The 26,211-nt window shown below is 74.2% G+C and carries 25 protein-coding genes; 13 read left to right on the top strand and 12 right to left on the bottom strand.

Translation table 11 applies throughout. From position 1 onward, the window contains the following. Window positions 1-177: 177 nt before the first annotated feature. The 3 genes from ACFVYI_RS26495 to ACFVYI_RS26485 form a co-directional block, all read right to left on the bottom strand. Window positions 178-2,304 carry a tetratricopeptide repeat protein gene (locus ACFVYI_RS26495; protein WP_387889895.1) on the bottom strand — a complete coding sequence of 709 codons (2,127 nt, stop codon included), beginning with the start codon at window positions 2,302-2,304 and terminating at the stop codon, window positions 178-180. Window positions 2,305-4,028: 1,724 nt separating this feature from the next. Further along, the gene (locus tag ACFVYI_RS26490) at window positions 4,029-4,787 is read right to left on the bottom strand and encodes a class I SAM-dependent methyltransferase (protein WP_387889893.1); all 759 of its coding nucleotides are present in this window, start codon (window positions 4,785-4,787) and stop codon (window positions 4,029-4,031) included. Window positions 4,788-5,277: 490 nt separating this feature from the next. After that, window positions 5,278-5,922, bottom strand: a complete 645-nt coding sequence (locus ACFVYI_RS26485) for a lysophospholipid acyltransferase family protein (RefSeq protein ID WP_387889890.1) — start codon at window positions 5,920-5,922, stop codon at window positions 5,278-5,280. A 124-nt stretch (window positions 5,923-6,046) separates the two neighbouring features. On the opposite strand from ACFVYI_RS26485, the gene ACFVYI_RS26480 reads away from it, so the two are divergent. Continuing rightward, window positions 6,047-7,528: a bifunctional phosphatase PAP2/diacylglycerol kinase family protein gene (locus tag ACFVYI_RS26480; protein ID WP_387889887.1), complete on the top strand. Its 1,482-nt coding sequence runs from the start codon at window positions 6,047-6,049 to the stop codon at window positions 7,526-7,528. Between the two features lie 129 nt (window positions 7,529-7,657). Next, on the top strand, window positions 7,658-7,867 hold the full coding sequence (locus ACFVYI_RS26475; RefSeq protein WP_387889884.1) for a hypothetical protein: 210 nt from the start codon (window positions 7,658-7,660) through the stop codon (window positions 7,865-7,867). 160 nt (window positions 7,868-8,027) lie between these two features. Here the strand turns inward: ACFVYI_RS26475 and ACFVYI_RS26470 are convergent, their stop codons facing one another. The 3 genes from ACFVYI_RS26470 to ACFVYI_RS26460 form a co-directional block, all read right to left on the bottom strand. Continuing rightward, window positions 8,028-8,597: a MepB family protein gene (locus ACFVYI_RS26470; protein WP_387889882.1), complete on the bottom strand. Its 570-nt coding sequence runs from the start codon at window positions 8,595-8,597 to the stop codon at window positions 8,028-8,030. A gap of 130 nt (window positions 8,598-8,727) precedes the next feature. Further along, complete coding sequence (locus ACFVYI_RS26465) at window positions 8,728-9,855, bottom strand: DUF6745 domain-containing protein (RefSeq protein ID WP_387889879.1); 1,128 nt, start codon at window positions 9,853-9,855, stop codon at window positions 8,728-8,730. Window positions 9,856-10,008: 153 nt separating this feature from the next. After that, the gene (locus ACFVYI_RS26460; RefSeq protein WP_387889877.1) at window positions 10,009-10,335 is read right to left on the bottom strand and encodes a hypothetical protein; all 327 of its coding nucleotides are present in this window, start codon (window positions 10,333-10,335) and stop codon (window positions 10,009-10,011) included. A 155-nt stretch (window positions 10,336-10,490) separates the two neighbouring features. Between ACFVYI_RS26460 and ACFVYI_RS26455 the strand changes: the two genes are divergently transcribed. From ACFVYI_RS26455 to ACFVYI_RS26430, 6 genes are all read left to right on the top strand, one after another. Then, complete coding sequence (locus ACFVYI_RS26455) at window positions 10,491-11,444, top strand: STM4015 family protein (RefSeq protein ID WP_387889875.1); 954 nt, start codon at window positions 10,491-10,493, stop codon at window positions 11,442-11,444. 70 nt (window positions 11,445-11,514) lie between these two features. Further along, window positions 11,515-12,450, top strand: a complete 936-nt coding sequence (locus ACFVYI_RS26450; RefSeq protein ID WP_387889873.1) for an STM4015 family protein — start codon at window positions 11,515-11,517, stop codon at window positions 12,448-12,450. 16 nt (window positions 12,451-12,466) lie between these two features. Next, complete coding sequence (locus ACFVYI_RS26445) at window positions 12,467-13,681, top strand: STM4014 family protein (protein ID WP_387889870.1); 1,215 nt, start codon at window positions 12,467-12,469, stop codon at window positions 13,679-13,681. A 65-nt stretch (window positions 13,682-13,746) separates the two neighbouring features. Beyond that, window positions 13,747-14,628 carry an STM4013/SEN3800 family hydrolase gene (locus ACFVYI_RS26440; protein WP_387889924.1) on the top strand — a complete coding sequence of 294 codons (882 nt, stop codon included), beginning with the start codon at window positions 13,747-13,749 and terminating at the stop codon, window positions 14,626-14,628. Then, complete coding sequence (locus tag ACFVYI_RS26435) at window positions 14,625-15,959, top strand: STM4012 family radical SAM protein (protein WP_387889868.1); 1,335 nt, start codon at window positions 14,625-14,627, stop codon at window positions 15,957-15,959. Before ACFVYI_RS26440 ends, ACFVYI_RS26435 begins: the two co-directional genes overlap by 4 nt. Before the next feature lie 11 nt (window positions 15,960-15,970). Next, window positions 15,971-16,930, top strand: a complete 960-nt coding sequence (locus ACFVYI_RS26430; protein ID WP_387889866.1) for an STM4011 family radical SAM protein — start codon at window positions 15,971-15,973, stop codon at window positions 16,928-16,930. A 132-nt stretch (window positions 16,931-17,062) separates the two neighbouring features. On the opposite strand, the gene ACFVYI_RS26425 is transcribed toward ACFVYI_RS26430, so the two are convergent. Beyond that, entirely contained in the window at window positions 17,063-17,524 is a 462-nt protein-coding gene (locus ACFVYI_RS26425) for a nuclear transport factor 2 family protein (protein WP_387889863.1), read from the bottom strand. Between the two features lie 269 nt (window positions 17,525-17,793). On the opposite strand from ACFVYI_RS26425, the gene ACFVYI_RS26420 reads away from it, so the two are divergent. Further along, window positions 17,794-18,177, top strand: a complete 384-nt coding sequence (locus ACFVYI_RS26420; protein ID WP_387889861.1) for a VOC family protein — start codon at window positions 17,794-17,796, stop codon at window positions 18,175-18,177. A gap of 164 nt (window positions 18,178-18,341) precedes the next feature. Here the strand turns inward: ACFVYI_RS26420 and ACFVYI_RS26415 are convergent, their stop codons facing one another. Further along, window positions 18,342-18,629, bottom strand: a complete 288-nt coding sequence (locus ACFVYI_RS26415; protein ID WP_387889859.1) for a hypothetical protein — start codon at window positions 18,627-18,629, stop codon at window positions 18,342-18,344. Window positions 18,630-18,693: 64 nt separating this feature from the next. Beyond that, window positions 18,694-19,254 carry a MarR family winged helix-turn-helix transcriptional regulator gene (locus tag ACFVYI_RS26410; RefSeq protein WP_387889857.1) on the bottom strand — a complete coding sequence of 187 codons (561 nt, stop codon included), beginning with the start codon at window positions 19,252-19,254 and terminating at the stop codon, window positions 18,694-18,696. 136 nt (window positions 19,255-19,390) lie between these two features. Between ACFVYI_RS26410 and ACFVYI_RS26405 the strand changes: the two genes are divergently transcribed. Continuing rightward, window positions 19,391-19,801: an organic hydroperoxide resistance protein gene (locus tag ACFVYI_RS26405; protein ID WP_387889856.1), complete on the top strand. Its 411-nt coding sequence runs from the start codon at window positions 19,391-19,393 to the stop codon at window positions 19,799-19,801. A 58-nt stretch (window positions 19,802-19,859) separates the two neighbouring features. Here the strand turns inward: ACFVYI_RS26405 and ACFVYI_RS26400 are convergent, their stop codons facing one another. After that, window positions 19,860-20,231, bottom strand: coding sequence for an SHOCT domain-containing protein (locus ACFVYI_RS26400; RefSeq protein ID WP_387889854.1), 372 nt, complete (start codon window positions 20,229-20,231; stop codon window positions 19,860-19,862). A 152-nt stretch (window positions 20,232-20,383) separates the two neighbouring features. On the opposite strand from ACFVYI_RS26400, the gene ACFVYI_RS26395 reads away from it, so the two are divergent. Further along, a complete protein-coding gene (locus tag ACFVYI_RS26395; RefSeq protein WP_387889852.1) occupies window positions 20,384-20,755 on the top strand; it encodes a hypothetical protein in 372 nt (123 codons plus the stop codon). 73 nt (window positions 20,756-20,828) lie between these two features. On the opposite strand, the gene ACFVYI_RS26390 is transcribed toward ACFVYI_RS26395, so the two are convergent. Together ACFVYI_RS26390 and ACFVYI_RS26385 are read right to left on the bottom strand one after the other, a co-directional pair. Further along, window positions 20,829-21,479: a beta-glucanase gene (locus tag ACFVYI_RS26390; RefSeq protein ID WP_387889851.1), complete on the bottom strand. Its 651-nt coding sequence runs from the start codon at window positions 21,477-21,479 to the stop codon at window positions 20,829-20,831. A gap of 196 nt (window positions 21,480-21,675) precedes the next feature. Beyond that, on the bottom strand, window positions 21,676-22,305 hold the full coding sequence (locus tag ACFVYI_RS26385) for a CBS domain-containing protein (RefSeq protein ID WP_387889850.1): 630 nt from the start codon (window positions 22,303-22,305) through the stop codon (window positions 21,676-21,678). Window positions 22,306-22,700: 395 nt separating this feature from the next. Between ACFVYI_RS26385 and ACFVYI_RS26380 the strand changes: the two genes are divergently transcribed. Both ACFVYI_RS26380 and ACFVYI_RS26375 read left to right on the top strand, forming a co-directional pair. Continuing rightward, window positions 22,701-24,233, top strand: coding sequence for an SDR family oxidoreductase (locus ACFVYI_RS26380; protein ID WP_387889847.1), 1,533 nt, complete (start codon window positions 22,701-22,703; stop codon window positions 24,231-24,233). A gap of 54 nt (window positions 24,234-24,287) precedes the next feature. Continuing rightward, window positions 24,288-26,201, top strand: coding sequence for a hypothetical protein (locus ACFVYI_RS26375; RefSeq protein ID WP_387889844.1), 1,914 nt, complete (start codon window positions 24,288-24,290; stop codon window positions 26,199-26,201). Window positions 26,202-26,211: the final 10 nt, after the last annotated feature.

The following is a 26,211-nucleotide window of genomic DNA, read 5'->3' as shown; positions in this document are numbered from 1 at the left end:
CGCGGGGGGGGCCCCCTGTTGGGGGGGGGGGGGGGGCCCCCGGGGCGCCCGCGCGCGCCGGGGCCCCCCGCCCGGTAGCGGACGCCGTCGGCCGGTGCCGGAGCAGCAGTCCGGCACCGGCCCCTGACCGCCACCCACCCGGACCTCCCGGTCACGCGGCACCCCCGAGGGCCGGTTTCACGAGTTCTCCAGGAGCCGTCGCAGGGTGGCGGCGTGCTGTGCCGAGTAGGTGCTGCCTTCTTCGGCGGAGCGCTCGTACCAAGCGAGTGCTTCGGTGAGCCTTCCGGTTTCACGCAGCAGATCAGCCATCTCCCGGACGGCCTGACGGTCGCCACTGACTGTGCGTCGCTGCAGCCATTCGAGGGCGTCGTCCAGACGACCCACCTCCCACAGCATCCAGACCGCCTCTCGATAGGCGTCCCGCTCGTGGTGATCAGCGGCCTTGGTGTACCACGTGAGTGCTGTGTCGACCTCTCCTGCGTCGCGGTGAAGAGCTGCGATGTGGACCAGGGCCGCATGATCCCCCGCAGTTGCGGCGTTCATGTACCACGTCAAGGCCGCGACGGGTCGGTTGCCCAGTCGAAGCAGAGTAGCTGCCAGACGCATGGCCACCACGTCGGAGAGCTCCTCAGCCGCAAGGAGGTAGTAGTGCAGCGCCTCGTCAAGACAGCCTTCGGCCCTCAGCAGGTCAGCCAGCGGATTCAGACCGAGGTAGTCGCCGCTGTCGACGGCCCGCCGGTACCAGTGGATCGCCCGCTCTGTCTCGTTACCGGCCCGCAGAAGGTCAGCCACCTCACGCAGCGCCGACACATCACCCGAAGCCGCAGCCTGTTCGTAGTACGCAAGCGCACTGCCGCGCTCCCCCATGCTCCACAGCACATGGGCCGCTTCCTTGAACGCTCTGCTGTCCCCGGCCTCCGCTCTCTCCCTCAACCATTCGAAAGCCTCCTTCGAACGCCCGCTGCGTCGTAGCAGTGACGCTGCTGCACGAAGGGCTTGGCCTTCGCTGTCCGACTGAGCGGCGCGTTGGTAGAGGGTGATGGCCTCTCTGTTCTGGCCGTCGTTTCTGAGCCGTCGGGCGGCCTCGAGGGCGGCATTCACATCGCCTTCGCCGGCGCGCTGGTGCAGCCACGAGATGGCGTCGGACAAGGAGCCGTTCTGACTGAGCAGGCTCGCCGCCGGCTGCAGTGCCTGTGTCTCGCCGGCTTCGGCCGCGGCCTGGTACCAGGTGGCCGCCTCCGTGGTCCGACCTGCGTTCTCGAGAAGTACCGCGCCCACCAGCAGCGTGTCGACGTCACCTTCGACCACGGCGTCGTGGAAGGTGCTCGCCTTGTGCGGTACGGCGTCAGTGCGGTCGGTCGAGAGGTACTGGGCAACTGCGCCTCGGGCCTCGGCCTGAGCGAGTGCGAGACGGGGATCCTGGCCGGCGAGCTTCCCCAGGGCGTGCTGTTCGGCGATGGTGAAGACCGTGGGGACTTCGACCGCCGCTTCGTTGATCAGGGTGCGGGAGGGAACGTTCACGTCGCCCGCCACGGCGAGTTCCTCGTTCAGAAGAGGGCCGGAGCGCGTCGCTGTCCCGACCACCAGGACCGGGGCGCGTCGGCGGTCGGACAATACCTGCCTGATCTCTGACTGGATCGACCGAGCGAGCCCTTCCCGGACTGCATCGAGGTGGCGGTCGATCCGGTCCAGCCAGACCACGGTGTTGGGTCCCGCACAGGTGATCGCCCTGAGGACCTCCGAGGCGTCCGACGGGTCCGCCGGGTACCACAACCTCCATCCGGCCGGCATCGACCTGACGGCCTCCCAGCAGCTGCGCGTCTTGCCGGTTGCGGGTTCCCCACAGGCAATGACGATGCCGCTGTGCCCACTGACGGCCCGCTGCACGACCTCGGCGAGGAGTTGGTCGTGCTGTCGTTCCACGTACGGGACCATGACCGGCAACACGTGCGGGCTCCCCGGGAACCCGAACGTCGATCGGACCCCCAGGGCCAACGGGTCGAGCAGGTCGTCGACCGCGTTCCCGAACGGCAGCACTACGGCAGCCGCGCTCCACGCCTGCCGCACACACTCCGCAGCCGTCTGCCGGTCCCTGCCTGCCATGTGTGCCAGTGCCACGGCCACGGCCTCGGCGTCGCCCGGATTGGCCGGCAACTGGCCGGAGTGCAGTACCCGGCGAATACTGTCTCGCTTCGGCGCCGTGGCGAGAGAGTCGTCCATCCGGATTGTCCCCGCGATGTCTGCCAACGACGGCGCGCCGGCCGCCAGATACAACTCGTGAAGAGCATCTTTGAGGTCCCGCACCGGGCCGGGCGGTACCCATGGACGGTCCACCAACCGCGGCCGTCGGCGCCCGGCTCCCACTTCCGGGGCCCCTGAGGTCTGCCCGAGCCGCGCTGACGGCCGAGCCTGCCTCCGACCGGCAGGCCGTCTGGCCCGGCTCTGCTGAACACGATGCCATGCGAGGTCCCACGCAGAAGCCTCGTAACCTGCGGCGGGCGAACCGGGGTAGTCGGCGATCACCGTCATGAAGGCACAGAACACTCTCAGCTGCGGAACCGCGTCAGGGTGGAGCGCGTCACCGATCGTGCTGCGGGACAGAGCGATGTTGAGGTGTGCCGCCCGTCTCTCAAGATCGCGCAGCGGTGGACTCCCGCAGGCCGCACGGGCGGCGCGCATCACCTGACCGAGCTGGTGAGGTTCCACCAGGCTGTCCGGGTCGGACCACGGCTCCCCGCAGCTACGCGTCGCCGCCACCTGGTCGAGCGGGGTCCGCTGCCACAGGCGTTCGGCCTTCCTCAGGTCCGCCGAACTGCCGTCGCACGCCATGACATAGGCCTGGACGACCCTCCATTGCGGCCGCGAGACCCCGCTGTCCGCACGTGAGAACGTTGAGACGGAGAACCCGTCACCCGCCCTCGTCGCCACCATCTGGGCATACGTCTTCCCGCACCGGGAACGGAGCTGGCGCAAGAACACAGCGAGTCTCTCGGCAACCGTGCCCGGCATCACGGGCGTCTTGGGGCGACCCACTCGGCACGCTCACCCGCGACGACGTCCAGCGGCGACGGCCGCGACAAGCCGTCTGACCAGCTCCGACGCTGCCGCCACGGCCACCGTGGAAACGGCGATGATCGCTTCCGTCGACAGTCCTGCAAGAGCGAGAGCAACAACAGAAGCCAGCACAGCCAGCACCAGGACAACCACCGATACAGGCAGGACCGTGTCGCCACTCGCCCTGCCACGCCGCGCTCGCGGCACGCTCATATCAACTCCCGTTTGGTCGCAGACCTGCCATTCGAGTCCTGAAGACCCGGGCAGGGGATTGCAGCCCCTGCACCGGCACCCGCTCCAAGTCTTGAGCACCCCGGACTCCTTCAGCCCCCGCAGAACCAGATCGGACGAGCGGCATTTGAAAGAACGTCACCTGACAAGGCGCAGTTTCCGCAGCTCCTCGCCCTGCGAAGGGGCCCCGCACCACTACTGCGCCGTGCCCCTGTCCGGGTTTCACCCGCCCGTACGCGCCACCCCTTGCGGTTGTTGCGCTGCTGTCCGGTTTCCCCGTGCAACAACCCTGCCTGCCTGTCCCCCGCATAGCCACAGGCCGGAGGTCATCGGCAGGGGCTGAAGGCCGTCATGGTTCGACGCTGCTGTCCGGTCGTGGACCGTCGCAACTGGTCGCTTCCCAGCGTCTGGCCGCCAGATTGGTAGACGCCGTCCCGGTCGCAACACTCGACACCCAGGGACCACGGCCGCGCGCCGATGCAGAGGAGGCGGCCACCTCGGGGGCACCCACGGGTGCCCCCGAAGCCATTCACCAGCTCACTGGGACCTCGAGGGCGTTCACCAGGTACCGCTTCGGCCCGCCACGGCACGAACTGAACGGTGGCGGGAGGTTGCGGCACGAGTAGGCCGTATGGGATTCCCGTTCGGCAGGGCCGAGTGTCCAGGATGTGGGAGTGTCCTCACGCCGTGGCTCCGGGGCAGCCCGGCTGCAGGTGGGGACCTGCGGGCCGGACGCTGCGGGCTCAGGCCGGCTTGCGGGCCTCGATCAGGAAGCGCGCCGAGTGGGCCACAAACGGGCCCTCGGCGCGGATCCGGGCGTCCAGCTCGCACAGCCGGTCCCGATAGGCGTCGACGGTGAAGCCCGGCACCATCCAGATCACCTTCCGCAGGAAGTACACGACCGCCCCGATGTCGAAGAACTCCATCCGCAGCCGCTCGGACCGCAGGTCCACCACCTCCAGCCCGGCCGCCCGGGCGTCGGCGCTCTCGGTGTCGGGGTGGCGCGCCCGGCGGGCCTTCGGCTGCGGCCCCAGGAAGTACTCGACCAGCTCGAACACCGACGCCGGGCCGACGTGCTGCGCGAAGTACGTACCGCCGGGCCGCAGTACGCGGGCGATCTCCGCCCACCACACCGTCGCCGGGTGACGGCTGGTCACCAGGTCGAACGCCCCCTCGGCGAAGGGCAGCGGGGGCTCGTCCGGGTCCGCGACCACGATCGCTCCCAACGGGTGCAGCAGACCGGTCGCCCGGGCCACGTTGGGCGGCCACGACTCGGTGGCGACCATCGCCGGCGGCAGGGGCCCGGCCCCCGCCAACACCTCGCCGCCGCCGGTCTGGATGTCCAGCGCCGCCGAGGCGGACGCCAGCCGCTCCCCCAGCAGCCGTTGGTAGCCCCAGGACGGGCGCTGCTCGGTGGCCCGCCCGTCCAGCCAGGAGAAGTCCCAGCCGTCGACGGACACCTCTTCGGCCTCGGCGATCAGCTCTTCGAACGTACGCGACATATCCGCATCATCCCGGCCCCGGGCCGTGGCAGCCAACCGGTTTTCCGGGGAGCCGGGCCGCGCGCGGCGCACCCCGGCCGGGCCATGGGCGCACGGCGGCCGACCGGGCCGATCCAGTGGGCCGGGCCCGGCCGGACGCGGGCGTCCGGCCGGGCCGCGCACGGGGCCAGCGGCCACGAGACCGGTCCACCGGTCGGAGACCTGGGCGAAGGACCGGGCGAAGGACCGGGCGAAGGACCCCAGGTCAAGGTAGGCCCGCCCCGGCGGGTTCCCCACGGCGCACCGCTCGGCAAGGCGGCGGCTGCCGCCCACCGTCCGGTCGGGGGCCGGTGACCGGCCTCCCCGCCCCCGGCCCACCGCGTGCCCGGGTCACCGACCGTACGGGGGCGGCCTCCGGACGGCCGGTCACCGGCGCGCACCGCGACCCCCCGACACCGCACGCACCGCAGGTACCCGGGTGGTGGCCCCGCCGTACCCGGACCGTCGCCCGTCAGCGGGCCGCGCTGCGGGCCGCCGCCGCCCAGGCCGCCGTCACCGCGCGGTGGGCGGTGGCCGTCGCGGTGGCGAGGTCGTCGTCCAGGTGCAGTGGGGTGCCGAGGTGGACGTGCAGGGCCGGGCGGCGCGCCGGTGCGGTGGCGAGGCCGGCCAGCTGCTTGACCGGGCCGCCCGAGGTCAGCCGGCGGGCGCCCGCCTGCCCGAGCGGCACGACCGGCGCGCCGGTGGCCGCGGCCAGCCGGGCGAGGCCGCTGCGGAACGGGCCGGGCGCCAGCTCGCCGGAGTCGCCGCGGCGCGGCAGGCCGCCCTCGCCGTAGATGAGCACCAGGTGTCCGGCGGCGAGCGCGTCGGCGGCCCGGTCCAGGGCGTCGGCGGCGTGCTCAGTGCCGCGGTGGACGGGGATGTGTCCCTCGCGGCGCAGCAGGCGCCCGAGGAGCGGCACGCGCCAGAGGCCGGCCGCGGCGAGCACCACCGGCCGCGCGCCGAGGCGGTGCAGGGCGGCGAAGACGATCGCGGGGTCGGCGAGCGAGGTGTGGTTGGCCGCGACGATGCTCCCGGGGGCGAGTGCGGCGCCGGGGTCGGCGCTCACCCGCAGGGAGCCGAAGGCGGGTACGAGGAGGGCGGCGGTGCGACTGAGCATGGCTGGTTCGGTCCTCCGGTGGGCGGTCGAGCTGCCACCAGTGTTCGCCGCCCGGCCCCGGCGCGCCTGAGTACCCGTACTCAATACCCGGCGGATCCGCGGGAGCACGTCTAGGCTCGCTGGGATGAGGCGACTCGATGCGGTGGACCGGGCCCTGTTCGACCGGGTGGCGCTGGCGCGCCTGCGCCGCGCCCAGCCGTGGCTGCGCCGTCTGAGCCGGTCCGCGGACCACGGGATGCTCTGGATGGGCACGGCCGCCGTGCTCGGGGCGGTCGGTGGCCGGGCCGGGCGGCGGGCGGCCCTGCGCGGGGTCGGGTCGCTGGCGCTGGCCTCGGTCGCGGCGAACATCGCCGCCAAGCAGCTGACCCGGCGTCCGCGCCCCGTGCTGGACCAGGTACCGGTGGTGCGGCAGCTGCTCCGGCAGCCGGTGACGAGTTCGTTCCCGTCCGGCCATTCCGCCTCGGCCGCCGCCTTCGCGACGGCCGTCGCGATCGAGGCCCCGCTGCTGGGCGCGGCGGTGGCACCGGTCGCGGTCGCCGTCGGGGCGTCGCGCGTCTACACGGGCGCGCACTACCCCGGCGATGTGCTGGCCGGCTTCGCACTGGGTTCGGGGCTGGCGGCGCTGACGCTGCGCTGGTGGCCCCGGGCGAACGACCGGCCGCCGCCCGCCGGTCCGCCGCGCCGGGCGGCCCCGGCGCTGGCCGAGGGGGCCGGGCTGTCAGTGGTGGTCAACAGCGGCTCCGGGAACGGGGCGCTGCTGACCAGCGACCCGGAGGAGACCGCCGCCGGCCTGCGCAGGCTCCTGCCGCGCGCCCAGGTGCGGGTCTGCGGACCGGACGACGACCTGCCCGCCCTGCTCGCCGAGGCGGCCGACCGGGCGGCGGCTGCCGGCGGCGCCCTCGGGGTCTGCGGCGGCGACGGCAGCGTCAACCTGGCCGCCTCGCTGGCGGTCGATCGCAACCTGCCGCTGGCCGTCTTCCCCGGCGGCACGCTCAACCACTTCGCCATGGACCTCGGGATCGAGTCACCGGACGCGACGGCGGCCGCCGTGGAGGCCGGGTCCGCCTGCGGGGTCGATCTGGGCCTGGCCGCCGACGACACCGAGCGGCGGATCTTCCTGAACACCTTCAGCCTCGGCGTGTACCCCGAACTGGTGAGGCTCCGTGAGTCGTTGGAGGGCCGGCTGGGCAAGTGGCCAGCCCTGGCGGTGGCCGTCGCCCGGGCCCTGGCCGACGCCGAACCGGTCACCGTCGAGGCGGGCGGGCGCAGCCGGCGGGTCTGGCTGCTGTTCGCGGGCAACGGCGCCTACGATCCGCCGGGCTTCGCCCCCACCCGCCGGACCGGCCTGGCCGACGGCCTGTTGGACATCCGCGTGGTGGACGGCGGCAGCCCGTTCGCCCGGACCAGGCTCGCGGCCGCCTTCCTCTCCGGCACGCTGGCCCGTTCGCGGGTCTACCACTCGGCCCGGCTGACCTCCCTGGGGCTCGACTCGCTCGGTGACGCCGACCGGATCGCCGTCGACGGCGAGAGCCTGCCGGCCTCCGGTGCCCTTCGTCTGGCCAAGGCGCCCAACGCGCTGACGGTCTACCGCCCCTCGCTCCCGTAGTGGCCGGGCACCGGCGAAGGCCGGCCGCGGGACGACACGCAACACACCCCATTCAGGTGACATTCCCCCCAGGGGCGTGCCCCGAGTCCCTAGTGTGCAGAGCAAGTTAGCCTACGAAGGGATTACGCCATGTACCGTACCGTCCGCACCGTCGCCGTCCTCCTCGCCGCCATCGGCGCCGCCGCCGTCCCGACCCAGGCGTTCGCCGACGGCGGCGTCGAGGTGAACACCACGACCATCACGGTCATCGGCACCGGCAACCAGCTCGCCGGGGCCGACATCTTCAACACCGGCGGCGACAACGTGGTCGGCTCGTTCAACGGCAACGAGATCTCCTGACCATCTGAACCGAGTGACCGTCTGAACCGAGCGGTACCCCGCGGCACCCGAACCACCACCACCGCCCGCGCCCCCCGGCGCGGGCGGTGGTGTTTGCGCCCGCGCCGTCCCCGCAGGTGGCCGGAGTCGGCACCCGCCCCCGCGCGACGGCGGCACCCCGCTACGGGTGGTAGAGCTCCCGAGCACGGACGCGGTCGACGGGCCCGTCCTCGGGCAGGAGCAGGAAGTGCTCCAGCTGCCACGCCTGCGCGCTGCCGGCCTGGCGGTTGGTGGTGGTCACCCAGGGCGGATAGACCCGGAAGGCCCGCTTTCCACCGGAGCCGTCCACCGAGACGACACCGTGCCGGCGGAGCGCGTCCACGGGGAGCACGAACTGGCCGACGTGGTGACGGTCGCGGGTGCCGATGACGAAGAGGTCGACGGGGTCGGCGGCGTCGAAGGGCTGGATGGGCCCACCCGGGGACCTCTTCCACACGGTGACGAACTGACCGACCTTGGTGGGGGTCGTCCTGGCTGCGCGGAACCGGACGGAGAGTCCGTCAAGGGTGAAGGTGTGCGCGGCGTACTCGGCGCTCTCGGCTTCGGGAACCGGCTGCGTACAGCTGAACCCGCAGGGGTCGTAGACGAGCGCCTTCGCCGCACGAAGGTCACTGTGGACCGGGGCGGTGTCCGACCACGGTGCAGGGCTGACGGGGTGGGGATCGGGCGGGTGCTCGTCGTTCGTGGCCATGCGTTCTCCCTGTCACAGGTACTCGGCCGGTCGGCGACCGGACGTGGGGCGCGGCTCTCGTCGCGACGTGCCGGGTACGGCGCCGGGCCGGGCCGGGAACGAGAGAGCGCCAGGTGTCGAAGGCCGCCGCTCAGGTCTCGCGCTGCGGGTGGTACTCCGCCTCGGGTATGCCGAAGGTCCAGGCCACCCCGGCCCGGGCGGTGCGGGTGCTCGGCGGGACGCGCAGCCAGTAGGTGCGGAAGGTGCCGTCCGGCTCGGCGGTGGAGTTGACCACCTCGACCATCACCACCGGCTCGTCGTCCGGGAGCTGGATCCGCCAGAGCACACCCGTCCCGTCGCGGTGCAGCGGCTCGGCGCCGGAGTCCGCCAGGTACCGCTCGTAGCCGTAGTGCTCCAGCAGGACGCGGCGCAGCTCGGCGTTCTCCTCCGTGCGGATCCGCTCGACGGTGACGCCACCGAGGCCGGACAGGAAGTCGGCCGGGACGGGCATGCCGCGCCAGGCGTGCAGGGCGAAGCCGTCGGCGAACTCCAGGGCCGGACCGTCGGCCCGGTCGAGCCGGCCCGCCTCGTCCCGGTGCAGCGCGACCGGCCGCTCGCTGACCAGGGCCACGCCCTCGTACGGCCACCACCAGCCGGCGCCGCGCGCGACCTCGGCCAGCGCCTCGACCCCGGCCTGCCCGGCCTTGTCGGCCCTGTCCGCCTCGCCGGCCGGCGTTCCGGTGAGCACGCCCGCCGCCTCGAAGGCGGCGAACCACGGGGCGTCGTGCTGACCCCGGACGGCATCCAGCAGGGCGAGCCGGACTGCGGTGCGACGGGCACGGGCGGCATCGGCCGCGGGCTGGTCGGCCCGTTCGAGGTCGGGCTCGGGGGCGAGTCGGTCGAGCACCGCGTCGCGGATCCGCCCGGCCAGTGCGTTGGTCACCGGGCCGAGTTCACCGCCGGTCAGCGCCCAGAGCGGCGCCCACCCCGCCGCGCCGACCTGCTCCACGGCCTGCCGCCTGGCCGCCTCCCACGGCAGCGTGCGGACGGCCTCGCGGACGCTCACCGCACCGGCGGCCCGCAACTCCAGGGCCGCCTCGGCCGCCGACGACGGCGAGCCGAACCACCGGACCGATGCCGGTTCGGCCAGCCCGGCCGCCCGGTAGGCGGCGCGCACCGCGTGCTCGACCGCTGCCCGGTCGGCCGGCCCGGTGGCCGCCGCGCCCGCCCGCCAGCGGGCCGTCACCTCGGCCGGTACGACCGTCTGCTCCGTCACCATCACACCTGCTCCTGTCCCGCCGGGGCGCTGCGCCCGGCCGTCCGACCCACTCGTTCCGTTCACCGCCGTCGCCCCGGGTGGCGGAGGCACCACGGCCGTCCGGCCCCCGGAGCCCGCCTGCGGGCCCCAGCCTCCCCAGGGGGCCGCGCCTCGTCAGTCCGCGACGACGCGCACCGCGCCCGGCGCGTACTCGCGCTGACGCACCACCCGGTACCGGCCCTTGGGCAGCGGTATCGCGGCGTGCTCCTCGTGCACCACCCGGCCGCCCTCGGGCAGGTGCAGCCAGGCGGCACCGAACGGCCCGGCCTCCCGGCGCAGCTCCCCCGGGCCGACCACGGCGTGCGCGTGGCCGGTGACCTCACCGAGCGCCAGCACCAGCCGACCCCGGGCGTCCCTCGGCTGCGCGGCCAGCGCCGCCACCCTCGGGGGCACCGCGGCCTCCGCGGTCGGCACGATCAGCACGTCACCCTGGCGGTACATCAGTCCTCCCTGACCGACCCGACGGACGTCGGAATCTCACGCTCCGAAACCTAGGGCAGGGGTCTGACAACGCGCCCGGCCGCCGCCCCCGACGACCGGTTTGTCGGACCCGGCTGGTAGACAGTTGTTCGGCCCCAACTCCGGAGGAGCAGCGCATGACGGTCGGCAAGCACATCGAAGAGTTCCACGGCCTCCCGGTCCTCGACTTCGCCCAGGCCGTCGACGACGGCTCCGCCCTGCCGGAGGCGGCGGCGGTCGCCTGGAAGGTCGGCGTCGAGTACGACTCGCCGAAGTCGTTCGTCGAGCGCTGGCAGCAGTTCCTCGACACGGTCGACGCCGAGCGGGTCCGCGCCGTGGTGGTCGGCGAGTGGTCCACCGACGGGCCGGAGAGCTTCGCCGAGCCGCTGGCGGCGATCGTCGCCGCGGCCGACCGGCTGCCGGCGCTGCGCGCCCTGTTCATCGGCGACATCACGTACGAGGAGAACGAGATCTCCTGGATCGACATGGTCGACGTGACGCCGGTGCTGACGACGTACCCGCTGCTCGCCGAGCTGGTGGTGCGCGGCGCCGCGGGAGACATGGTCGAGGGCGGCGGTCTCGCCCTGCAGGCGCTGCGCCACGAGCACCTGAAGGCCCTGCGGTTCGAGTCGGGCGGCCTGCCGGCCGCGGTGCTGCGGGCGGTCGCGTCCAGCGAGTTCCCGGCGCTGGAGCGGCTGGAGTTCTGGCTGGGCGTGGAGAACTACGGCGGCGACTCCACCCTCGACGACCTGGCGCCCTTCCTCGACGGCGCCCGGTTCCCGGCGCTGCGCCACCTCGGCCTGCAGAACAGCGAGGTCCAGGACGAGATCGCCGCCGCCGTCGCCCACGCCCCGGTCGTGGCCCGGCTCGACTCGCTCGACCTCTCCATGGGCGTGCTGACCGACCAGGGCGCCACCGCTCTACTGGAGGGCCAGCCGCTCACCCACCTGCGGGCACTCGACCTGCACCACCACTACCTCACCGACGAGCTCCAGCAACGGCTCCGCGAAGCCCTGCCCGGCGTGGAGCTCGACCTCTCCGAGGCCGGAAACCCGGACGACCAGTGGCGCTACGTCGCGGTCGCCGAGTGACCGGGCGCCACCCCTCCCCGTCGTCCACCACCCACCGTTCACCAGCACCACAGGCAGTTCAGGGAGCCGCATGACCGTCAACAAGCACCGCCAGGAGTTCCACGGGCTGCCCGTCTTCGAGTTCTCCGGCGAGGCCGACGACGCCCGCGAGCAGCCGGCGCCGGGCGCGGTCGCGTGGCGGATCGCGGTGCGCTACGGGTCGCACACCGATTTCGACGCGCTCTGGAAGGCCTTCCTCGACAGGGTGGACCCGGCCGAGGTCCGGGCGGTGCTGATCGGCCCCTGGTGGACGCGCGACTACGACTCGGTCGGCGACACGCTCGCCACCATCGTCCGCGACGCCGAGCGGCTCCCCGCCCTCGAAGCGCTCTTCGTCGCCGACGTGACGTACGACGAGTGCGAGATCTCCTGGCTGGAGATGACCGAGGTCACCGCGGTGGCGACGGCCTTTCCCCGGCTCGCCGAGCTGGTGGTGCGCGGCGGCAATGGGCTGGCCCTCACGCCCTTCCGGCACGACCGGCTGAAGGTCCTGCGGTTCGAGACGGGCGGACTGCCCAGCACGGTGGTGCGGGCCGTGGCCGGCTCCGAACTGCCCGCGCTGGAGCGGCTGGAGCTCTGGCTCGGCGTGGAGGAGTACGGTGGCGACTCCACCATCGACGACCTGGCGCCCGTCCTCGACGGCACCCGCTTCCCGGCCCTGCGCCACCTCGGCCTGGCCAACAGCGAGTACCAGGACGAGATCGCCGCCGCCGTTGCCCACGCCCCGGTCGTGGCGCGGCTGGAGTCGCTCGACCTCTCCATGGGCGTGTTCTCCGACGAGGGCGCCGCCGCCCTCCTGGAGGGCCAGCCGCTCACCCACCTGCGGGCACTCGACCTGCACCACCACTACCTCACCGACGAACTCCAGCAGCGGCTCCGCGAAGCCCTGCCCGGCGTGGAGCTCGACCTCTCCGACGCCGAGGACGAGGACGACCCCCAGGACCGCTACGTCGCGGTCGCCGAGTAGCCGGGGCACGGTTCCGATGAGCACCCTGCAGACGACCACGCCTCGGGCGGCCACGTCCCGGCCCGCGCCGGCGCAGCCCGCCCCGCCGCAGTCCGCCGGGGCCGCGGGGCTCGCGCCGCTGACGGTCCTCGGCAACCCGGGCCACCGGCGGGTGGCGCTGTTCGCCGCCGCCGCCCGGGCGGCCGGCCTGCCCGAGCCCGCCGTCCTGCCCTGGATCGACGTGCTGCACGGCCGCTTCGTCCTGCCCGAGGGCGGCCTCCTGCGGATCGAGTCGCCCGGTGAGGACGCTGCCGTGGACGAGCTGCTGCGCGGCCCGGCCCTCGGCGCCTCGTACGCACCGACCAGGGTGGAGGGCGGTGCGGCCTGGTACGCGGGTGTCGTCGCCGCCCTGCGCGCGGTGGCACGGGTGCCGGGGGTGCGGCTGCTCGGTGATCCGGAGGAGATCGCCGTGATGTTCGACAAGCGGCGGGCGCACGCGCTGCTGGCCGGCGCCGGGGTGCCGGTGCCCCGCGCGCTCGACGGCGCCGACGTCGCCGGCTGGGAGGACCTCCGGGAGCGGCTCCGGGCGGCCGAGCTGCGGCGGGTGTTCGTCAAACCCGCGCACGGCTCCTCCGCCTCCGGCGTGGTGGCGCTGGAGTTCGGCCCGCGCGGGCAGGTGCTGGCCACCACCTCGGTCGAGCTGGCGGGCGGGCACCTGCACAACTCGCTGCTGGTCCGGCGCTACCGGGACGAGCGGCAGGCGGCCGAGTTGGTCGACCGCCTCGCACCGGACGGGCTGCACGTCGAGCAGTGGATCCCGAAGGCCTCGCAGTCGGGCCGCTCGGCCGACCTGCGGATCGTGGTGATCGCCGGGCGGGCCACCCACGCCGTGGTGCGCACCAGCTCCCAGCCGATGACCAACCTCCACCTCGGCGGCGCCCGCGGCAGCCTCGCCCTGGCCCAGGAGGCCGCCGGCCCCGCCTGGCCGGCCCTGCTGGAGACGGCGGAACGGGCGGCCGCCTGCTTCCCCGGCTCACTGATGGTCGGCGTCGACGTCCTGCCCGCCGCCGCCTGGCGCCGCGCCCTGGTCGGCGAGGTGAACGCCTTCGGCGACCTCCTGCCGAACCTCACCGGCCTGCCCGGCGGCCCGGCCGAGGGCCTGGACACCTACGCCGCCCAGATCTCCGCACTCCAGCAACCGGGCCACCGGCCCGGGCCGACGAACCACGCACCGATGGAACCGACGTCATGAACCGCCAGCAGCAGTACCCGGCCCCGGCGGCGACAGCCGCACCCGCACCCGCACCCGCACCCGACATGAACGCCGTCGTGGGCACCCACGACCTGCTCCTCGTCACCCTGGACACACTGCGTTTCGACGTGGCCGAGGAGCTGGCCGCGGCCGGGCGGATCCCGAACCTCTCCGCCGTCCTCCCCGGTGGCCGCTGGGAGCGCCGGCACTCCCCGGGCAGTTTCACCTACGCCGCCCACCAGGCGATCCTGGCCGGCTTCCTGCCCACCCCCGCCGCCCCGGGCGGTCCGCACCCGCGCCTGTTCGCCGCCCGCTTCGCCGGGTCGGAGAGCACCGCCGCCCGCACCTGGGTGTTCGACGCGCCAGACCTGCCGAGCGCGCTCGCCGCACACGGGTACCGGACGGTCTGCATCGGCGGCGTCGGCTTCTTCAACAAGCAGGGCCCGCTCGGCTCGGTCCTGCCCGGGCTCTTCCAGGAGAGTCACTGGGCGCCCGAGATGGGCGTCCCGTCCCCCACCTCCTTCGAGGCGCAGGTGGCCCGGGCCGAGCAGGTCGCCGCCGCGCAGCCGGCCGGGCAGCCCCTCTTCCTGTTCCTCAACGTCTCGGCGCTGCACCAGCCCAACTGGTTCCACCTGCCCGGCGGCACGCGCGGGGACGGGGACTCCCGGGAGAGCCACGCCGCCGCCCTGGAGTACGTCGACGCGCACATCGGCCGGCTCTTCGCGGCGATGAGCGCCCGTCGGCCGTGCTTCGCGATCGTCTGCTCCGACCACGGCACGGCCTACGGCGAGGACGGCTACACCGGCCACCGGATCGGCCACGAGGTGGTCTGGACGGTGCCGTACGCACACTTCACCCTCTCCGCCAGCACGACGCCCGCACCCCCGACAGCCGACCGCACGACGGCCACGACGGCCACGACGGCCACCGCCGAGGAGACCGCATGACCACGGCACCGGCACCGCCGACCGCGTCGCCCTACCAGTCGTACGTCTACGCCTACCCGCACAAGACCGCCTACCGGCCACTGCCGGAGCGCCCGCCGCTGCGCGAGCTGTGGGCCGGAGAGTCGCAGCACGCGCTCTCGCTCTACCTGCACATCCCGTTCTGCGAGGTCCGCTGCGGCTTCTGCAACCTGTTCACCCGGATCGGCAGCCCCGAGGGGCTGACCACCGCCTACCTGGACGCGCTGGACCGCCAGGCCGCCACCGTCCGCGAAGCCCTGGACGACGGCGCGCGGTTCGCCCTGGCGGCGTTCGGCGGCGGCACACCCACCTACCTCACCGCCGGTGAGCTGGAGCGGCTCTGCGACATAGCCGAACAGCGGATGGGCGTCGACCTGCGAGCGGTTCCGCTCTCCGTGGAGGCCTCCCCCGCCACCGCCACCGCCGACCGGCTGGAGGTGCTGGCCGCGCGCGGCGCCACCCGGCTGAGCCTGGGCGTGCAGTCCTTCGTGGACGCGGAGGCCCGCTCCGCCGTCCGCCCGCAGAAGCGCGCCGATGTCGAGGCCGCCCTCGGGCGGATCCGCGCCGCCGGCTTCCCCGTCCTCAACATCGACCTCATCTACGGCATCGACGGCCAGACCGAGGCCGGCTGGCTGCGCTCGCTGGACGCCGCGCTGGCCTGGCAGCCCGAGGAGCTGTACCTCTACCCCCTGTACGTCCGTCCGCTGACCGGCCTGGCCCGGCGTGGCGAGCAGGAGAGCCCGGCCGCCTGGGACACCCGCCGGCTCGCCCTCTACCGGACCGGCCGCGACCACCTGCTCGCCCACGGCTACCAGCAGGTGTCGATGCGGATGTTCCGCCGCACCGCCTCCCCGCAGGCCGGGAGCAGCGAGTACGCCTGCCAGACCGACGGCATGGTCGGCCTCGGCTGCGGGGCCCGTTCCTACACCTCCCGGCTGCACTACTCCTTCGACTACGCGGTCAACGCCACCGAGGTGCGCGGCATCATCGACGACTACGTGGCCACCACCGACTTCCGGCACGCCGAGGTCGGCCGGTCGATGACCCCCGAGGAGGCCCGCCGACGGCACCTCGTCCAGTCGCTGCTCCAGGCGGAGGGCATGCCCCTGGCGGAGTACCGCGACCGGTTCGGCAGCACACCCGCCGAGGACTTCCCGGTCGAGCTGGCCGCGTTCGAGGCCCGGGGCTGGCTCGCGCAGGACGCGTCCCGTCTGGTGCTCTCGCCGGAGGGCCTGGCACACTCGGACGCGGCCGGTCCGATGCTGTTCTCACCCGAGGTCCACCGGCTGATGGCCGAGTACGAGGCGAAATGACCTTCCTCGGCATGCCCACGCCCCGACCGACCCCCGGCGACGCCGGGCCCGGCCACGACCTCGCGCCCGCACCCGCACCCGCACCCGCACCCGCTTCATCGTCCGCGCCGGACGGCGGACTCGACCTGACCCTGCTCTACCGGGGCCCGCTGTCCTCCTGCGACTACGACTGCCCGTACTGTCCGTTCGCCAAGCGGCGTGACACACCCGAGCAGCTGCGCGCCGACCGCGCCGCGCTGGAGCGGTTCACCGCCTGGGCCGGCGGGCGGGCCGGGACGGGCGACACGCTGTCCGTGCTCTTCACCCCCTGGGGCGAGGGGCTGGTCCGGTCCTGGTACCGGCGGGCGATGGTCGGGCTGAGCCGGCTGCCGCACGTGCGCCGGGTGGCGATCCAGACCAACCTCAGCTGCCGCACCGACTGGCTGGCCGAGGCCGACCTCGACGCCCTCGCGCTCTGGGTGACCTACCACCCCGGACAGGTCGGCCATGAGCGCTTCCTCGCCAAGTGCCGTGAGCTCGACGCGCTCAGTGTGCGGTACAGCGTCGGCGTGGTCGGCCGGCCCGAACACCTCGCGGAGGCCCGCCGGCTCCGTGCCGCGCTGGATCCCGCCGTCTACCTGTGGATCAACGCCGCCGAGGGCCTCGCCTACACCGATGCCGAGGCCGCCGACTGGACGGCGCTGGACCGGCACTTCGGCTACAGCCGGCACGCCCACCCGAGTGCCGGCCTGCCCTGCCGGACGGGTGACTCCGTGCTCTCGGTGGACGGCGACGGCACCGTCCGCCGCTGCCACTTCGTCCGGGACGAGCTCGGCAACCTCTACGACGGCTCGTACCGGCCCCGGCTCCGCAGCCGGCCCTGCCCGTTGCCGGTCTGCGACTGCCACATCGGCTATGTGCACCTGGAGACGCTGCCGCTCTACGAGGTCTTCGCCGGAGGCGTCCTGGAGCGCGTGCCGCACGACCGGTGACACGGTGTGCGGCAACGGCACCGCCTCGGGGTGACAGCCCGCCACCTGCCCTGCACGCCGGGCTCCGGGCGCCGCGAGCCCTGGGCGGACGGGCCCCGGCGTACCTGGACGAGCGAGTCCGGGGCCAGAGCCTCAGCGGCGGTCGCCGAGGCCGGCTACCACGGCGGCCAGTCGACCCATGGCGTGCGCCACGCCGAGCCCGTCCATGTAGTCGCGGACATGCACGATCCGGCCGTTGCGGACCCGGAGCACCAGGAGGCCGGGAAGGCTGAAGGTCTGGCCGGTCGTGGTCACGGTCCCGGTGACGACCTGCTCCACGGTGATCACCTCGGAGTCGGTGCTCTCGTGCACGACGACTTCGCGGATCTCCTGCGGCTGCGCCGGGCTCGCACCCCAGGCCGCTCGGTAGCCCGCGCGAACCTCTTCGCGCCCCTGGTAACGCGCAGGCATGCCGGGGAAGAGGAACGGGAACTCGTGGACGGCGTCGGCCGCGTACAGATCGGCCAGGTCGTCCGCGGACTTGTCGAGCATCGCCCGCTGGTAGCGGGCCAGGACCTCACGAGGGCCGGGCTTGGCCGAGGTTGTGTCCGGCATGGCGGTTGGGCTCCGTTCGGTCGACGCGAGGCCGAGATCTTTCGAGCGATGGGCCTCGACCTCGGGCCTGCGGACGTGGCGAAGGCCTCCAAGATCCGCTTGTGACGCCCGACTTGGAGACCCTCTCGACCGCACCTTACGTGAAGATCGACGACGAGATCGGAGGAACTCGACGGATGGGACGCCGCCCCGGCGCGACGGCATCCCGCCAAGGAGGTCCGCCGGCTGATCGAGTCGGACTCATTCGTCTAGCCTGGAAGGAGGAGGCGATGGCAATGCTTGGAGACGCACCACTGGTGGCCATCATCCCGGCAGCGGATCTGGCCCGGGCGAAGCGCTTCTACACCGACACCCTCGGTCTGAAGCTCACCGACGAGAACGAGCAGGACGTCAGCTTCGAGTGCGGCGGCACGGAGTTCGGCATGTACGAGACGCCGAGCGCCGGACAGTCCGCGCACACACTGGCCAGCTTCAAGGTCACCGATCTGGACGGCGAGATGTCGGCGCTGCGCGGCCGCGGGGTCACGTTCGAGGAGTACGACCTACCGGGCCTGAAGACGGTCAACGGCGTCGTCGAGGCCGAGGGCATGCGCGCGGCCTGGTTCAAGGACAGCGAAGGGAACATTCTCTGCCTGAACGAGCGGACCGCCTGAACACTCTGCGGACCGTCTGAACAACCGGGCGGCGTGAACGAGCGGCCGCCTGAACACTCACGCGGCGTGAACCCGCGAACCGCCGCCGGGTGGCGCTGCCCGTCGGCCGCCTGGAACACACGTCCGGGACCGCCGACCGGCCGGGCGGCGCGTTCACGCGGGAATCAGAGGCCGAGGATGGCATCACCGAGGTCGCTGCCGTAGGACGACCAGCAGATCACCGATCCGTCGGAGTCGACCTGTCCCATGTACCAGTCGTCGTCACCCTCGGCCCTCACCAGGCACAGGCCCTGGAAGTCGATGATCACCTCGGGCGGGAGCGCCTCGTAGTCGGCCTGCCCTGCCAGTTCGAGGACCACCAGCCGCTGGAGCGGGAGCAGAGCCGCGGTCTCGTCTCCCGACAGCGCACGTACACGTTCGAGCGTCCATCCTTCGGGCAGGGCAGAGTCCACCGGGCAAGGGTCGCACGTCCGGAAGGCGGGAACGGCCGGATCCCGCAGGTCACCGGAATGCCGGTCAGTCCTCGGCGCCGTCCGCGAGGACCGCCGAGTCCAGTGCGCCCGTGACCCTGTTGAGCAGGACACGCAGGGCGGCCAGGTCCTCGACCGGCAGGCCGGTGGCGGTGAGCAGACGGCGCGGCACCTGGCCGGCACGGTCGCGCAGCTCGCGCCCGGCGTCGGTGAGGCTGACGGTGACGGAGCGCTCGTCCTCGGGGCTGCGTTCACGGCGGACCAGGCCGGCCGCTTCCAGTCGCTTGAACAGCGGGGAGAGGGTGCCGGAGTCCAGCCGCAGGTGTCCGCCGATCCGCTTGACGGGCAGCTCGCCGTGCTCCCAGAGCACCAGCATGACGAGGTACTGGGGGTAGGTGAGTCCCAGGTCCTTGAGCAGGACGCGGTACACGCCGCCGAAGGCCCGCGAGGCGGCGTTCAGCGAGAAGCAGATCTGCTGGTCGAGGCGGAGCAGGTCCTCGTCGCGCAGCGGCTGCTCACCGTGGAGCCGGTCCGCGTCCGTGGGGCCGGGGTGTGCGGCGGCGGGGGAAGCGGTGTCGACGGGGGCGGTCTCGGGGGGCGTGGCCATGACCCCATGGTACCGATCGCCCGCACCATTCAGTTGTGCGCAATTGAATTGCGTGCTCTACTTGTTCTCACAAGGCGGCCCCACCGGCCGCCGGGGACAGAAGCACCACCGATGCAGGACGGAAGGGACCGGACCCATGGACGCGCTCTACACCGCAGTGGCCACCGCGAACGGGCGAGAGGGCCGCGCTGTCAGCTCCGACGGACAGCTGGACCTGGCCCTGGCGATGCCGCCCGCCCTCGGCGGCAGCGGCCAGGGCACCAACCCCGAGCAGCTGTTCGCGGCCGGGTACGCGGCCTGCTTCGCGAGCGCCCTGAGCCTGGTCGGCCGGCAGGCCCGCGTCGACACCAGCGAGGTCTCGGTCACGGCCGAGGTCTCGATCGGCAAGGACGGCGCCGGCTTCGGCCTGGCCGTGGTCCTGCGGGTCGAGCTGCCGGACACGCTGGCCGGCGAGGGCGGCGAGCTGCTGGTCAAGCAGGCGCACGAGGTGTGCCCCTACTCCCGCGCCACCCGGGGCAACATCCCGGTGGAGCTCGTCGTCGAGTAGCACCACCCGCCTCCCGACACCGGCAGGGCCCGCCGCTCGCGCGGCGGGCCCTGCGTCGTCATCCGCCGCCGGGCGGCTCCCCCGCGCCGCCCTCACCCGGACCGTCCGCGCCCCGGAGGACGTCCAACCGCCGGCGGTACTCCTCCGCGTCGATCTCGCCGCGCGCGAACCGCTCGGCGAGCAGGTGCTCCGCCGTCGGCGACACCGCCCGACGTGGCGGCCCCGCCGACCCGGCCCCGACACCCGGCCCCCACGCTCCCGGCGGTACCGGTCGCGCGCCCCGCGAGGTCCGGGAGAGATGGCGGACCAGAGCCACGGCCGCCAGGACCAGCACCACCAGGGCGACCAGCAGCACGACCGCCAGCAGACCGTAACCCCAACCGCCCAACACGTGGCCGTGCCCATGGCGCGGACCGTTCCAATGCCCCATCACGGTCTCCTCCTCCGGCCCGGCAGGGCCCATCGAGGTGATCGGCGCCTCACCACCATCGTGCGCCCGCGGGCACCCCGGCGGACCTGAGGATTGTCTGAGAAAACGCTCCTGGCACGTCGATCGGGCCCGTCGGGGTAGCGTTGAGGCCCATGGACCACCACCCGCCGGCCGACGACCGCGAGCGGCTCGTCGCGGCCGGGGTGCTCCGCCGCTACGAGGACAGACGGCTGCATCCGGCCCTGCGCCACTCGCCGATCTTCTACGTCTCCACCCGGCTCTGGGAGGAGCTCACCGCGCTCGCCATCGCGCCGGACGCGGCCGCCGCCACCGCGCACGCGCTGCTGGCCGCCATCGCCGCCGACGCGGTCGACGCCGCACTCGCCCCCGGCAACGAACGCGCCCCGCGCGACGACCTGTACGTGACGCACCCCGCCTACATCGGCCCGCACCGCCGGGTGGTCTGGTTCCAGCGCACCGGCCCCCGCGGCCTGGTCACCGCGACGTTCCCGCCGGAGCACTGACCGGGGAGCTGCACCGCAGCTCCCCGCGCCCACCACCCGGCCGGCCCGCCCGCCGGACCCCGGGGAACCGTCGTCAGCGCTCGACCCGCAGACTGTGGCAGGCCCAGCTCAGCCGGTCCGGCCCCGCCGCCGACGGCCGGTCGTGGTACGTGCCGTCCGCCACCGAGAGGTTGACGATCAGGTACGCGTGGAAGTCGGGCCCGACCCCGCGCCGGTCGGCGTGCACGAGCGTGTCGTCGACGAACCAGTCCACCGAGTGCGCGCCCAGCACCGTCCGCAGGTCGAAGGTCGCGCCCGGGGCTATCCCGGCGGCCGCGCCGTGCCAGTACCGGAAGCCGCCGCGGACGTGGTTCGAGATCTCCAGCAGGTCCGGGTGGTCGGGGTGGTACTCGAAGACGTCCACCTCGTTGCCACCGTCCCGCCAGGTCCAGATGGCGGGCCAGGCCCCCATCTCGACGGGGAGGGTGACCCGTGCGGTGAGGGCGTCGCCGGTGCGGACCTGGAACGCCTCGGGGCTGCCCTCGGTGGTGAGCAGACTGCACGTCCAGAGGTCTCCGCCGTGCCGCCGGGTGGCGGTGAACACCCCGTCGGGGCAGTAGGCGCGGCTCAGGAAGTCGAGCTTGTGATCGCCCCGGTTGGTCGGCCCCATCCGGGGATAGGCACTGCTGCGGCCCGCCACCCACTGCCTGGTCGAAGTGAAGTCCGCGTCGAACACGACTGCCACGGCCGCCTCCCCGGAAACCCTGCGCGCCGGCGACCCGGCGCCGCCGTACACAAGGAGTGACTTACCCGATACTCTCCGCAGTATGCGAACCGGACGCTCCCGGTCCGCGAGCGGAGAGCCGGAGCAGCCGCAGTGCCGCAGCAGCCGGAACCGCGCGGGCGGGCGGCAAGGGCGGGGCGAGGGGGCCGGAAGGCGGTCAGCCGACGACGGCGGGCGCGTCGCTGCTGCCGAGGCGGTCGGTGACCGAGACGACGCCGTCCACCGAGCGGCACAGGTTCAGCACGATCGGGACGAGGTGCGGCGCCGGGACGCTGCCGCTGAGCACCACCCGGCCCTGGTCGACCTCCACGCCGACCTCCGCCGGGCTCACGCCCTCGATCCGGCCGAGCACCTCCTCGACGATCTCGCGGTGGATCACCCGGTCCTCGCGCAGGAAGACGCGCAGCAGGTCGCCCCGGCTGACCATGCCGAACACCCGGCCCTCCTCGTCCAGCACCGGCAGCCGCTTCACCCCGTGCCGGGTCATCAGCCGGGCCGCCACGACCACGCTGGTGCCGGGCGTGGTGCACACGGCCGGGCCGGTCATCAGGTCGGCGGCGGTGACGGCGCCTCCCGGACCGGTCCGGGTCAGCTCGGGCGGCGGCAGCAGGCTGCCCTGGTCCTCCTGGGCTGCCAGGGTGAGCAGCAGGTCGGCCTCGGAGACGATGCCCAGCGGCCGCCCGTCGGCGTCCACCACCGGCACGCCCGTGATGTCGTACTCCGCGAGCAGCGCCACGATCTCCCGGAACCCGGTCTCGGGCGCGATCCGCACCACGGGGCTGGTCATCACTGATTCGACGCTGGCATGCCGCACGCCGGTCACCTCGTCCACGAGCCGATGTCCCCCGGACGACCGTCGTCCGGCCGGGTATCTGGAGCATGGCCCCCGGCCGGACCCGTGGCCAGGGGCCAAGGGGCCGACAGCCCGGGACCAACGGCGCCGCCGTCGAACGCTCCCCTCACAGCCTACGGCGCGGCCCGGACCGGACCGGTGCTGTGGCGGCCCGGTCGCGGGGCGGCCAAGCTGGCGAAGGACGGCGGCCGGTCCGCCCACCACCTGGCCCGCTGCACCACCGGACCGGCTGCACCGCCGACGCCGGGGGACAACGGCACCGGACCGGGAGCGCCCCCGGGGCGGCGGGCCCCGGCCCCGCACCGCGTCCGACGCTCCCTGGAGGAATCATGGCCGGACCGAGCACCCCCGACGCACCGCTGCGCTGCCTGGTGACGGGCGCCACCGGCTACATCGGCGGCCGGCTCGTCCCCGAGCTGCTGGCCGCCGGGCACTCCGTCCGCTGCCTGGTCCGCGACCCGGGGCGACTGCGCGACCACCCCTGGCGGGCCGCGGTCGAGGCCGCCACCGGGGACGTCACCCGGCCGGCCTCCCTGACCGGGGCGTTCGCCGGCATCGACGTCGCCTACTACCTGATCCACTCGCTCGGCACCGGCCGTGACTTCGAGGCGACCGACCGGGCCGCCGCCCGGGCCTTCGGCGAGGCGGCGGCGCGGGAGGGCGTGCGCCGGATCGTCTACCTGGGCGGCCTCCACCCGGCCGGGGTGCCGGCCGCCGAGCTGTCCCCGCACCTGCGGTCGCGCGTCGAGGTCGGCCGGCAGCTGCGGGCCGGTGGGGTGCCGACCGCCGAGCTCCGGGCGGCGGTGATCATCGGATCCGGGTCGGCCTCGTTCGAGATGCTCCGCTACCTCACCGAGCGGCTGCCCGTGATGGTCACCCCGAACTGGGTCGGCACCAGGATCCAGCCGATCGCCGTCCGGGACGTGCTGCACCACCTCACCGCGGCGGCGCGGCTGCCGCCGGAGGTGGACCGGGCCTTCGACATCGGCGGGCCCGACATCCTCACCTACCGCGCGATGATGGACCGCTACGCCGCCGTCGCCGGACTGCCGCGCCGCCTGATCGTGCCGGTGCCGGTGCTGACCCCCCGGCTCTCCAGCCACTGGGTGGGCCTGGTCACGCCCGTGCCCAACGCGCTCGCCCGGCCGCTGGTGGAGTCGCTGCGGCACGAGGTGGTCTGCGGCGAGCACGACCTCGCCCGGTACGTGCCCGACCCGCCGGGCGGTCCGACCGGCTTCGACGAGGCGGTGCGCCTGGCACTGCGGCGGATCAGGGACGCCGAGGTGGCCACCCGCTGGTCCTCCGCCACCCTGCCCGGAGCGCCGAGCGACCCGCTGCCCACCGACCCGGACTGGGCCGGCGGCAGCCTCTACCAGGACGTCCGCGAGCGGCCCGTGGCCGCAGAGCCGGCCGCGCTCTGGCAGGTGGTGGAGGGCATCGGCGGCGAGAACGGCTGGTACTCCTTCCCGCTCGCCTGGGCGTTGCGCGGCCGGCTCGACCGGCTGGCCGGCGGCGTCGGCCTGCGCCGGGGGCGGCGCGACCCGGCGCGGCTGCGGGTCGGCGACTCACTGGACTTCTGGCGGGTGGAGGAGATCGAGCCCGGGCGGCTGCTGCGCCTGCGCGCCGAGATGCGGCTGCCCGGTCTGGCCTGGCTGGAGCTGTCGGTCACCCCGGACGGCGTCGGCGGCGCCCGCTACCGGCAGCGGGCGCTGTTCCACCCGCACGGGCTGGCCGGGCACGCGTACTGGTGGTCGGTGGCGCCGTTCCACGCCGTCGTCTTCGGCGGGATGGCCCGTCGGATCGCCGAGCGTGCCGCCGCCGGATCGCAGAACTCCACCCCGGACGGCGCAACCATCACATGATCGACTCGTTGGACCGTCCGCCGACACACGACACACGGGCCCGGGGAGGATTCGTTGGCAGGACGGATAGACGGCGGAGCACCGCCCCAGGGCGCGAGCGCGCGTCCGGTGGCCCGGGCCGAGGCGACGCTGGTGCGCCACTACCGCCGACTGGTCCGGCTGGCCTACCTCGCCCTGCCGGGTGACCGGGACCGCCACAGCCGGGTGCTCGCCGCGCACGCCGCCGTGCAGCGGGCCCTGCCGTCGCGCCGGACCCGGCTGGAGGAGCCGGCGGACGCGGGCGAGGACCCGCTGTACGCCGCCCTGCGCCTGCGGGTGCTGCGCGCCGCGCTGCGGCCGCGGCCCGCCGACCGGCTGCTGACGCCCCGGGTCTGGGGTCTGCGGCTGTTCACCCCCGGCGGTGGTGAACAGGACGCGGCGCTGGACCGGGAGCTGACCGCTCTGGAGGCCCCCGCCCGGTCGGCGTTCGCGCTGCTGACCGTGGAGGAGCTGACGCCCGGGCGGGCCGCCGAGGTGCTGCGACGGGCCGGCGTGGCCGACCCCGACCGGGCCGTCGCCGAGGCCGCGCAGCTCTCCGCCGGACCGGAGCCGGGCCTGCCGGCCTTCGACCCGTGCGCGGTGCGCGTCCAGCCGACCGACCTGCTGCGCCGTCGCCGGGCCTTCGGCGCCTCGGTCGCGGTGGCCGTACTCGCGCTCACCACCACGGCCGCCGTGCTGGGCGGCTCCGGCGGCCCGGCCCCGGCCGGGCCGCCCGCCGGCCCGCCCGCCGCCCCGCCCGGCGGCTCGGCACCCGACCCGGCCCGGCTGCTCCGGGTGGCGCCGGACCAGTGGCAGCACACCGCCCGGATCGACTTCTCCGCCTGGCCCGCCCGGGGCGACCGCCGCGACGACACCGCCCTGCTCGGCCGGGCACTCGCCGCCTGGGCCCGCCCCGGCCCGCAGACCAGGGCCGAACCGGGCACCGCGACGACCCCGCCGCAGGGCCCGCCGCACCTGCTGTTCGCCGGCACGGTCGACGGCACGGCCGTGGTGGTCCTGTACGACGGCGGGCGGCTGGCCCGCTGGACCGACGGGCGCGGCGGCGGACTGGACCTCGCCCGCGCCGACGACTCCTCGGTCACCACCGCCGGCGCGGTGGTGCTGCGCCGCCAGGGGACCACCGCCCGCTACCTGCTCGCCCCCTGGATCGACGCGGCCGACACCCGGCGGATCGACCAACCGGACGCGCCCGCCAAGCCCTTGGACCGCGTGGACGGCGTGACGGCCGCGACACCGGCCGCGACACCGGGCGGGGGCTCCCCCGGTTCAAGCTCCCCGGGCGCGCTCGCGGACTGCCGGGGCGCCACCGTGCTCCAGGTGCGCTCCTCCTCCACCATCGCCGAGAAGCACGCCTTCCTGCTGGCCGACCTCGGCGGGCTCGTCCCGGCCCATCTCAGCTACACGCCGCCCCCGGACCGCACCCAGCCGGCCCGGCAGCCCCGCGAGGCGGTCGGCCCGGACGCGCTGCTTGCCTGGGCGCGCGCGGCCTGCGCGGTGCCGGACGGCACCCCCGGTGTGAAGCAGCTCAACCTCTGGGCGTTCGCGGTGCAGCAGTTGCCGCAGAACGCGGGTGCGGCGTCCTGGGTCTGCCTGCGCGCCGACCGCTGGGACGGCGAGGGCAGCGCCGCGACGGCCGTACTGCTGCCGAACGCCCGGGGCCCGCAGCGCACGGGCGGCGGGCCGGGCCGGGCGTGCAGCCGGTTCGAGCAGGACACGGTGGGCTGGACGTGGTGGCGTTCACCGCAGGGCACGGAGTTCCTGCTGGCGGCGGGGAGCCGGCGGGTCACCCGGATCGCCGCCAAGGGCCCGGACTGGACGGCCGACCGGCCCACGCCGGACCACACCCTGGCCGTCGAGCGGCCGGCCCGGGCCGCCGTCGCGCTGGAGGCGGTGCTGGACGGCGGCGCCCGGATCGCTCCGCTGCGGTGACGACCCGGAC

The organism is Kitasatospora sp. NPDC058218, from assembly GCF_042882445.1.
Lineage (GTDB): Bacteria > Actinomycetota > Actinomycetes > Streptomycetales > Streptomycetaceae > Kitasatospora.
Note: the sequence above shows the minus strand (reverse complement) of the source record. Positions and strands in the feature narration are given on the sequence as shown.